Below are 9,575 nucleotides of genomic sequence, written 5' to 3' on the forward strand. Positions count from 1 at the left end.
GCGTATGGAGCAGCACATCGAAGAGCGCGAGCTGACTCAGCTCGCGCTAGCCCAAGTCTCACCTACTTATCGCTCTTGTCTTATTCTCTACGTGATTGAAGGATTGCCACAGCGCAAAGTGGCCGAACTGCTGGGCATGAAAGAATCGTGTGTCAGTAAGTACGTCAGCCGAGGCAAAGAGGAAATGCGCCAGATCTACCAGCGCTTGCTGAGTGAAGGCCTCCCCACCGGGCAGAGAGGAGGCAAGGGGAAATGAAGCAACGGCCACGTCCCCCCTGCTCGGCCTGGGCAGAGAAACTAGCTCTGCGCCCGGATGATCTATCAGCAGCCGATCGCGAGGCGCTTGAGGCCCACCTGCGGCAGTGCCCGGTCTGTGCAGCCGCCCGGGCCGACTATGAACTGATTGATGCACGGCTGCGGGCATTGCCTGATCCGGTGCTGAAGCCCGTGCCGCGCCTGGCCTCCCTCTTGAACAAATTCGGGAGTGAAGAAGAACTGCTCTCATCCCCACAGTTCAAAAGGCAGGCTCAGTCTGTAAGCAATTCCCATCTGCGTCTTGGGCGTCGGTCACGCCCATTGCGTCAGCGCCTGTGGACAGCCGCAGCTGCTCTGATCGCAGCTTGCCTTATGCTGGCTTTAGGCCTGCCGTTGTTGCATCAGGTGATGAAGAGTGGCGCCGCCGGCCCGGGGACATTGCTGGTCACCTATCGCGGGCATAGCAGCGCTATCAGCTCTCTGGCCTGGTCACCAGATGGCAACTCCCTGGTTTCCAGTGATCTCAGAGGTACGATCGAAGTTTGGAACGCCCTGACCGGCACTCTGCGCTATCGCTACGCGACGAACGCCGGCATTGCCTATGCCGTCGCCTGGTCTCCTAATGGGCGCTACCTGGCCGCAGCCTTCGAGAATCACACTGTCGAGGTTTGGGACACCGAAACGGGTCAGCGCCTCTTCCGTTTTACCCGGCACACAGATATCGTCTATGCGCTGGCCTGGTCGCCAGACAGCCAGCGCCTGGCTTCGGGCGGAGGCGACAATCATGTCTGGGTCTGGGATGCCACCACAGGAGCACACGCCGTCATCTACACCGGTATCTTTCCTGTGACTGCGCTGGCCTGGTCACCTGACGGCAGTTACCTGGCAGCAGGAGACACGGGTAACATTGTGCGCATTTGGAACGTGCACACCAGCAATCCAGGGACCCCGCTGCTTTCCTACACAGACCACAGCGATGCCATTACCTCCCTGAGCTGGTCACCCGATGGGCGCTATCTCGCCTCCGCCAGTAAGGATGGCACCGTACGCGTCTGGAACGCCAGGAACGGGAAAACCCTACGAGTCTACACCGGTCACCACGGGGGCGTCGATGCCGTCGCCTGGTCACACGATGAACGCTTTATTGCCTCCGCAGGAGCTGATGCCACAGTGCAGGTCTGGAACCCCTTCAGCGGCGAGGTCGCTCTGATCTACCGCCAGCATAGCGATGAAGTCACGGCTGTCTCCTGGTCTCCTAACGATCAGTATCTCGCTTCGGGTGGCTGGGATCATACAGTACAGGTGTGGCGCGCACCCTGATTGCGCCACAACGACTCAGGAGGCCCTCGCTCAGTTCAAATCAGTTCAACTCAAATCAGTTCAACTCAACTCAGCTCAGCTCGGCTCGGCTCGGCTTGGCTTGGCTCGGTGAAGGCGGCGAACAGGATAGTATCCCGCCGCACCAGGTGAGACGACTGCCCCTAAATCTATAGCCACAACTGATCAGCCAGGTCGAGGGATCACCTGATCAGAGCGAACCTCTCTTCTTTTTCCTGATCTGAGGGCTGTGCCACTATCATTCGATCTACGACAATTATTGCTATGACCATCTAAGAATCAGGGACATCTCAGGTCCTTTGGACATTACTAGTTGAGCAGTGCGTTTTTCTGACGGGCACCATATTGCACAGACAGCGCGAAGCAACTATACTGTGAGGTGGTTAGCTCACGCCCCTTATCGCTGGAAGCTCAGTGCGCACTGAGCCTGGGAGGAACACATGCCCGCGCCACACCATCATCACCAACGGCGCGATGAACGGTCGGGCAGGCAGGCTCTGTACCAGCGGAGGCAGGGCAAGCAGGGGCGCCTCCGTCGTCGCGTCTTCTTACAGCGTGCTGTGACCCTGGGCCTGGCTGCCCACTCCGCACTCGCTTTGCTAGCAGCCTGTGACAATCAGTCGGCCTCCATCGACGTTTTGACTGTCTGGAGCAGCGAGGAGCAGGATTCTTTTCGGGCAGTAGTTGCTCCTTTTGAGCAACAAACTCATATTAAAGTGCAAGTCGTTTCTACACGCGATCAAGATACGCTCCTCACCACCCTGCTGCGAGCGAATACGCCCCCAGGGGTGGCCATTCTGCCGAATCCAGGGGGGATGCAACAACTGGCCGCGCAGGGGAAGCTCTTGCCTTTGGACAGCTTTTTGGACATGGAGATAATCAAGCGTGACTATACCCGTACCTGGATCGACCTCGGGAGCTACAAAGGAGCACTGTACGCGCTTTTTTACAAGGCAGCTAATAAGGGGATCATCTGGTACAATCCCAAGCAGTGGCAAGCGCTGGGACTGCCTCTTCCTCACACCTGGGATGAGCTAATTGCAGTCTCTAATGCCATCGCCGCCCGAGGGCGTTATCCGTGGGCGATGGGGGTCGAGAGTGCGGCTTCCAGTGGGTGGCCAGCCGCTGACTGGATCGCTGAGCTGTACTTGAAGGAATGGGGACCGGAGATGTACCAGCGCTGGGTCAGCCATCGGATTGCCTGGACCGATCCGACTATTAAGCAAACCTTTCGCCGTTTCAACACTATTCTCAACGGCAAGCATTATATCCAGGATGCCCCGACTTCGGTCCTCTTGACAAACTTTCAGGATGCCAGCTACGCTCCCTTTGAACAACCTCCACGCGCCTACTTCTACTATTCAGGCGATTTCGTCCTCGGCTTCGTCACAAGCCGCTTTCCCACCATCGTACCTGGTGAGGAGATCAACTTCTTTCCATTCCCGGCAATTGATCCGCGCTACAGCGGCGCCGTGACCGGGGGGGCCGATGCGGTGGTTGCGTTGCAGGATACGGCTGAGGTGCGGGCCCTAGTACAATATCTTGCCAGTGCTCAAGCGCAGGAGATCTGGGTCCGGCGCGGTGGCTTCACCTCAGTCAATCGCTCGGTTCCCATAAGCGCCTACCCTAATCCTGTCGCGCGGGCCTCGGCTCAGATGTTAAGCACAGCGCCACTTTTCTGCTTCGGAGCAGGCGATCTGATGCCGCCAGTAGTACAGCATGCCTTTTGGAAAGGCATGCTTGCTTTTATTCAAGAGCCGGATCAGCTTGACACGATCCTGGAATCTATCGAAGCTGTCGCCCGGCGCAACTATCCTGATTAGACGAGCACTCCTTCAGAGGAGGCAAGAGAGCCAGAGAGAGACCCTGAAGCAGTCTTCGCTCTTCTCCACATAGATCGCCATCCTCAACTGCCAGGTTGGTCTCCTCGGATAGGACGATTTCCTTTGTCTGTGATGGCAGGCAGGATCTTCCTCTATCAGGAGAAGGTCGCTCCTCTCTTACTCAGGCAAGGCCCTCTTGTGAAAGGGGGCGGCAGCGTTGTAAGCTATGACAGGGAATGAGCCTACAAGCTAGCAACCAAGCAACTACAGCAACTGCGCCGAAAAAACCTGTCTGGAAAGATATGATGGGCTGATCGCTTCGACGGCGTGAGCCACCGACCCCCTGCCCGCCAGCGAGACGGACAGGGAGTTCGCCCAGAGGAATGCTGCTTTCTCTCCGAAAGCACTTGTAGCCAAGGAGCACAATGGTGCCTGAACAGAATAATCCACACAACCAACGCAATCTTCGTGCATCCAATGGGAAACCCCTGATTCTGGGCCAATCGCGCAGCCTTTCCGATCATGAGGCAGCGATGATTCAGCGCATGATTCGCGAAGAGCAGCACTCTTCGCGCGCACTGGAGATCCCCAAGGAGGATCTGGCCCAGGAAGCAACCACGCGCATGCGACCAGAGGTCGCCGAGGTGGTTGCTGCTAGCCGAGTACGCGAGATCCTGCAGATGTTTAACCGTGACTATCTCTACGGACAGGGCCGTTTCGATGAATATGAGAGCGGCTTATTGCTCAAGTGGGGCGATGGTTACTCACGCAAGCACATTTGGGTGAGCGTGGAAAACGGGAACTTGCTCTTTGAGACGAGTCATATGCGTAAGTGCAGTAAGCCCTACTGCACTGGTACTCACCATGTGCTCAGCCGTGAGCAGTATACGAATCTTGACCTGATTAATGAGGAGCTGGCCGAGCTGTTCCGCCGCCCAGTGCAGGAGCCAACCGATGACTAAGGAGTAGAGCACCCCATACGCGGAACAACAGAGGAGACCTGTGAGCAGCGACGGCAGCGACGGCAGGACCACAACGAGAACGCTTACGGCCAGCTTCCTAACCCAGGAAGCCAGTCAGCAGGAGTATCAGTCTGTGCCACGATCAGTGCTTGCTCTAGAGCGAGATCTCTTCTTCGCTGTCAAGATACGCGATACGCTCCGTCATCTGGCCCTAGAGACCATCGTTGTGCGCGATGTAGTGGGCTTCTCACAAGCGCTGGCCGGTAGTGGCTCAGCGCAGGAGTCTCCGGCGCTGGCGATTGTGAATATCGCGCTCCCAGGTGTGGCCTGGGATGAGGCGATACGGCTGGCTCGTCAGCATGGTCTGCCCGTGCTGGCTTTTGGGCCCCATGTTGATTTGGAAGCCCGCACGAAGGCTTTGGAGGCTGGTGCCCAGCGCGTGGTATCTAACGCGAAGCTGAGTAGCTCACTGATAGGCCTGGTGCAGGAGCTGCTGGCCTCGCCCTCTAAGGATACCACTCAGCGAGCGGCAGAGGCTGAGGAGACTTGAATCTACATCTGGCCCTCTCCAGAACGCGGCTGAGCTTGACAGGCCTTTCAAACTGTATGCTATAATGACACTGTCCCGTAGAGGGAACCCTGAAGCCTATCTCAGGCGACAGCCTTCCGATAGGTGAAGCCAGAAAGGAGGCGAGACCTATGCTGAAGTTGCCTGTTCGCTTACTAGGGATGGTGTTTCAGGTGGACAGAGTTGGCCCGTAAGGGCCATTTCCAGAGGATGTGAAGGGAGACCGAATCGCTCTTGATTCGGTCTTCTTTTTTTATTATCCCAGGTCCGTTGCACGCATATCTTTTTTGTGCTATACTACTTTCGAACAAATTTTCTAATCCCCCCAGCGCCACGAGGGTAAGGGAAAAACAAGCCACCAATGGCCTGGACTACGGTTTGCGACGCTGCCGATTGGAGGATAGCCGGGCAGAAAGAAAGAGTGAATACCAGTGCCTTCCTTTCACAAGGAGATACGAGAGGCAAGAGGAGCCTAGGAGCCTAGCCTAGTTAGGGGGTAGAAGCCAGCATGATGCATCATATTCTCAAGTTAACCCAGACCATTGAGGTGCTACCGAGCCAGGCTATCCACCAGCGCCGCGGCTTGCAGCAGCTCATACTGCCTGGGCTGGAGCCAGCGCCGGCCAAGGAGGAGCACCGGCCTATCCATAGCAACCGCCAGCTTGCTGAGGTGCTGGCCAGCGTAGCTGATCTGCTTGAGCGACAGCATGGCAATCCTTACCGCATCCAGGCCTACCGCAATGCGGCACGGGCGATTCTCGCTCTACGGGAGCCGATCGCGGAGATCGCTGCACGAGGTGAGCCATTGCCACTTGAGGGCCTGGGACGCCGTATGCAGGCCCATATCAGGGAGCTGCTACAGCGTGGAACGTTGACTTTCTCCTCCGACCTCTTGCCGCAGGGCTTGCCAGCCGGGGCACGCCGTCTGCTGGCCATTCCCCATATTGGGCCACATACAGCTCTGAGGCTCTACGAAGAATTAGGCATCGACTCCGCCGAGAAGCTGTGGCAGGCTGCCAGCGAGCAGCGCCTGCGACAGTTGCCTGGCTTTGGTCCTCGCAGCGAGCAGCGTCTGAAAGCAGCCGCTGCGCGGCTGCTTCAGCAACAGGAGCCAGCGGTCAGCCTTGGAGGGGTGGCCTGAGCAGGCTGCGCGCGCTGCAGCTCCAGCACCGCGCGCAGCTAGAAGCGCCCCTGTTCGACAAGGGCGATAAAGCGCTGCTCCAGCTCCCAGGTACGCGGACCCGCCTGACCCGTACCGACAATCAGCTCGTCGATCTGCACCACTGGCATGATCTCCTTTGATGAGGCGGTAAGAAAGGCCTCATCGACCGAGGCTAACTCGGCGAGAGCGATAGGCCGCTCCTCGATTGGAAAGCGATCCCGGGCCAGCTCAAGCACCACTGTACGTGTTACGCCCGGCAGCATACCCTCGCGTGGAGTGATCAACGTATCGCCCCGAAAGACAAAGAAATTGCTGCGCGTTCCTTCCAGCACATATCCTTGCTCGTCGACAAAGAGCGCGTCTGCAGCGCCGTGGCGCGCCGCTTCTTTAAGGGCCCGCACCGCAGCGATATAGTTGGTCGTTTTGGCCTCCGGAGCCTCCCGCCGCAAGCGACAGGTAATCACGCGTAGTCCGCGCTGGAAAGCTTCCAGATCACGCTCAGGCAAAGGAGTGATCATCACCGCCAGTAAGGGCTTTCCAGAAGGGAGAACGCCGTCCTCACTCCCGCCACCAGTGACTAGAATGCGCAGCGAAGCATGACGAAAGGCGTTACGCCGAATGGTCTCCTCCAGAACAGCGCGGATCTCTTGCCGCGTGTAGGGGACCATCAGATCGATCAGCTCCGCCGAACGATAGAGGCGATCAAGGTGATCGTCGAGACGAAACGGGCGGCGATCATAGGTGCGCAATGATTCGAAGACGCTATAGCCGCGCAGGACAGCCACGTCGGTCAGCGGGATACAGGCCTCTTGCGGATGAACCCAGTGTCCATCAACATACCAGATCGGCTGCTGGTCCATAGCTATCCTCGTAAACCCTCCTCTTCTGCAGGATCGAGCAGGCCCTCTTTGCGCAACCAGTGTACAAAGCGCTCCGGTACGGGCATGACTGAGAGGCGAGGCTGCCGCACCAGGCTCCAATCACTGAAGAGCTGGCTTTCCTTGATCTCGCGTAAGGTGACGGGACGCGCCAGGCGACGCACAAACTCGATGTCAACTATCTGACTTCGTGGATCAGCAGGGTCGGGACGTGGCCAGGAAACCACGCGGCCCAGGCCGACGAGCGCCGCCTGGGTCCCGCTATGGTAGATCAGCAGCCAATCCCTAGGGCGCATCTGGGCGATGAAGCGCACCGCCTGGGGATTGCGGACCCCATCCCAGACAGTGCGCCGCTCACGCTCGAGATCCTCCACACCGTAGTCGGAAGGTTCAGTCTTCACCAGAAAATAGGCCATACGCTTCCGCTCTCCTCTTTTCCCCAGCCTCATTTAGTTGGCGACAGCGCATTAACCTGAGTGCCATCACCGGCCTCTAGGCCCCTTCGGCCAGCTAGAGAGAGCATATCACACCTGGCAACGCCTGTAAACACCGCTCAGCGTGAACATAGCTAGCAAGCGATAATAAAAACTAAAAAAGATTATCATCTTGCGAGGTTCATAATCGTGATAAAGATCGGCATAGTAGCATAGTCCCCTTGACAGGTCACAGAACGTGATAGAAAAGAGAAAGGGAGACTCCCCTTGCGGCCTTCGCTCCAGCCCGCTAATCAGTCAGAGGGACCAGGGTTTACCAGGACAAGCACGGCTTTTGTGGCCGGAAAGATTTACAGGACAAGGTTCAGTGCAATAAAGAAAGAGGACGGATTACAAGTCATGCAGACATGCTCACCGTTGCAGACGCTCTTTGAGCAGGTAGAAGGCCAGGCGCTGCCACTTCCTCCACGCCTGGCTCACCTCTATGGGGCACTTGTCTTTCCTGCCATTCCGGCAGATCGCCCCTATATCCTCAGCAACTTTGTTGAGACACTCGATGGCGTAGCTGTGGCCCATGCCAATGGTGAAAGTCTCGATATTAGTGGTAGTAATGAGCATGATCACATGGTTATGGGCCTGCTGCGTGCCTGCGCCGATGCGGTGATTGTTGGCGCGGGAACGCTCCGTGATGCTCGTGAGCATCGCTGGACTCCAGACTATATCTATCCTCCCTTGGCTTCAGAATACTACCAGCTACGTCAGCAATTAGGTCTGGCTCCACAGCCGCTCAATGTGATCGTCAGTAGCAGCGGCCATATCGATCTCAACCTGCCACTTTTGCAAGAAGCCGCCATTCGTTCGGTGCTGATTACCACCTCTCAAGGGCGAGCACGCCTGCAACAGCAGTCTCTTCCCTCTACGCTACACGTGCTGGTTGCCAGCGAGCAGGGGCCTCTGTCGGCACGCGCCGTTATGGAGACGTTGAACCGCTGGCAGCCCTGCCAGCGCCTTCTTGTGGAGGGCGGTCCGCAGCTAATGGGCCACTTTCTCGCCGAGGGGCTGATCGATGAGCTGTTTCTCACACTGGCTCCACAATTGGCCGGGCGCGATGATCGGGAGCCGCGCCCTGGTTTTGTCTCAGGCCAGCTCTTCCTACCTGCTGATCCGCGCTGGGGCACCCTGCTCAGCGTGAAACGGGCAGGCAGCTATCTCTTTCTGCGCTACCGCTTTGCACGACCAGCACCAGCGTCCGAGCAGACTGCCCAGATCGCTTCGATCCCCAGCTCGGCTTGAAGATCAGGGAGCCTGACGGCAGCGCCCCAAGCGCAACGCAGAACAGGCGTCTGGCTCTCCCCCAAGTGGTCTAGACATCTTGACGATATGATTACGCCTGGTTATCATTAATGGTGAAGGATCTGCAGGCAGGGCACGACTTGCTGATCTAGCGTTCATCCAAAGGCAGGTCGCAGGCACGAAGCCGGCATGCCCTGCCGCGGCGCCAAACGGCCTCGAGCTGTTTGAGCATCTCAAGGCAAGGAGGATAGCCATTACCATGCCCCCTCGTCTGCCCAAGGTCAGGTCACTGCCTCCTCTGCGACGTCGCTTCTTGCTCATGCTCCTCTCATTGTTCCTTATCACCAGCGGCTTGGCAGTGATCCTGTTTCTGCACTGGACAAGCGCGGTTCTCGCAGCAGGCAGCAACCTTGTCACTAACCCAGGTTTCGAGAGCGGCAATCTCAGCGGCTGGAACTGTGATCTTGGTGACACCGTCGTGACGGCACCGGTGCATAGTGGCAACTATGCCTTGCAAATGACCCCTACTGCTTCCACCACCGGACAATGTACCCAAACTATCAGCGTACAACCTAACAGCAATTATACGCTTAGTGCCTACGTCAATGGGCCTTATGCCTATCTAGGCATTAGCGGAGGGGCCAGCAACTGGACCAGCAGCAGCAGCTATACCCAGCTTAGCGTTTCCTTTACAACCGGGGCCACAACTACCAGCATTACTATCTACGTGCACGGATGGTATTTACAAGGAAGCGTTTATGTCGATGATGTCAGTCTGAATGGGCCTGCAGGCAATACGACCGCGACCCCCTCTCCCACCGCGAGCAGTACCCCTGGAGTGACTCCCACCCCCAGCCCGACC

General features: G+C 57.6%; 10 protein-coding genes. 8 read left to right on the top strand and 2 right to left on the bottom strand.

All coding sequences use genetic code 11. The features are described from left to right. The 6 genes from IRZ24_RS11945 to IRZ24_RS11970 all read left to right on the top strand — a co-directional run. The coding region (locus tag IRZ24_RS11945; RefSeq protein ID WP_297164427.1) for a sigma factor-like helix-turn-helix DNA-binding protein at positions 1-256 on the top strand (256 nt) is incomplete at its 5' end. Continuing rightward, entirely contained in the window at positions 253-1,575 is a 1,323-nt protein-coding gene (locus IRZ24_RS11950) for a hypothetical protein (protein WP_297164430.1), read from the top strand. The genes IRZ24_RS11945 and IRZ24_RS11950, both read left to right, overlap by 4 nt. A gap of 458 nt (positions 1,576-2,033) precedes the next feature. Continuing rightward, positions 2,034-3,416 (top strand): ABC transporter substrate-binding protein, encoded by a 1,383-nt coding sequence (locus tag IRZ24_RS11955; RefSeq protein WP_297164433.1) that lies wholly within the window; start codon positions 2,034-2,036, stop codon positions 3,414-3,416. A 425-nt stretch (positions 3,417-3,841) separates the two neighbouring features. Then, on the top strand, positions 3,842-4,378 hold the full coding sequence (locus IRZ24_RS11960; RefSeq protein WP_297164436.1) for a hypothetical protein: 537 nt from the start codon (positions 3,842-3,844) through the stop codon (positions 4,376-4,378). 133 nt (positions 4,379-4,511) lie between these two features. Further along, positions 4,512-4,928, top strand: a complete 417-nt coding sequence (locus tag IRZ24_RS11965) for a response regulator (protein WP_297164438.1) — start codon at positions 4,512-4,514, stop codon at positions 4,926-4,928. A 526-nt stretch (positions 4,929-5,454) separates the two neighbouring features. After that, the gene (locus IRZ24_RS11970) at positions 5,455-6,087 is read left to right on the top strand and encodes a helix-hairpin-helix domain-containing protein (protein WP_297164441.1); all 633 of its coding nucleotides are present in this window, start codon (positions 5,455-5,457) and stop codon (positions 6,085-6,087) included. A 38-nt stretch (positions 6,088-6,125) separates the two neighbouring features. Here IRZ24_RS11970 and IRZ24_RS11975 read toward each other — a convergent pair whose 3' ends face one another. Beyond that, positions 6,126-6,968 (bottom strand): aminotransferase class IV, encoded by an 843-nt coding sequence (locus tag IRZ24_RS11975; RefSeq protein ID WP_297164444.1) that lies wholly within the window; start codon positions 6,966-6,968, stop codon positions 6,126-6,128. Positions 6,969-6,970: 2 nt separating this feature from the next. After that, the gene (locus tag IRZ24_RS11980) at positions 6,971-7,402 is read right to left on the bottom strand and encodes an EVE domain-containing protein (RefSeq protein WP_297164446.1); all 432 of its coding nucleotides are present in this window, start codon (positions 7,400-7,402) and stop codon (positions 6,971-6,973) included. Between the two features lie 417 nt (positions 7,403-7,819). Between IRZ24_RS11980 and IRZ24_RS11985 the strand changes: the two genes are divergently transcribed. Further along, entirely contained in the window at positions 7,820-8,713 is an 894-nt protein-coding gene (locus tag IRZ24_RS11985; RefSeq protein ID WP_297164448.1) for a dihydrofolate reductase family protein, read from the top strand. 259 nt (positions 8,714-8,972) lie between these two features. Continuing rightward, a partial coding sequence (locus IRZ24_RS11990) for a carbohydrate binding domain-containing protein (protein WP_297164450.1) occupies positions 8,973-9,575 on the top strand: 603 nt, incomplete at its 3' end.

Source organism: Thermogemmatispora sp. (assembly GCF_019683755.1).
Taxonomy (GTDB): domain Bacteria; phylum Chloroflexota; class Ktedonobacteria; order Ktedonobacterales; family Ktedonobacteraceae; genus Thermogemmatispora.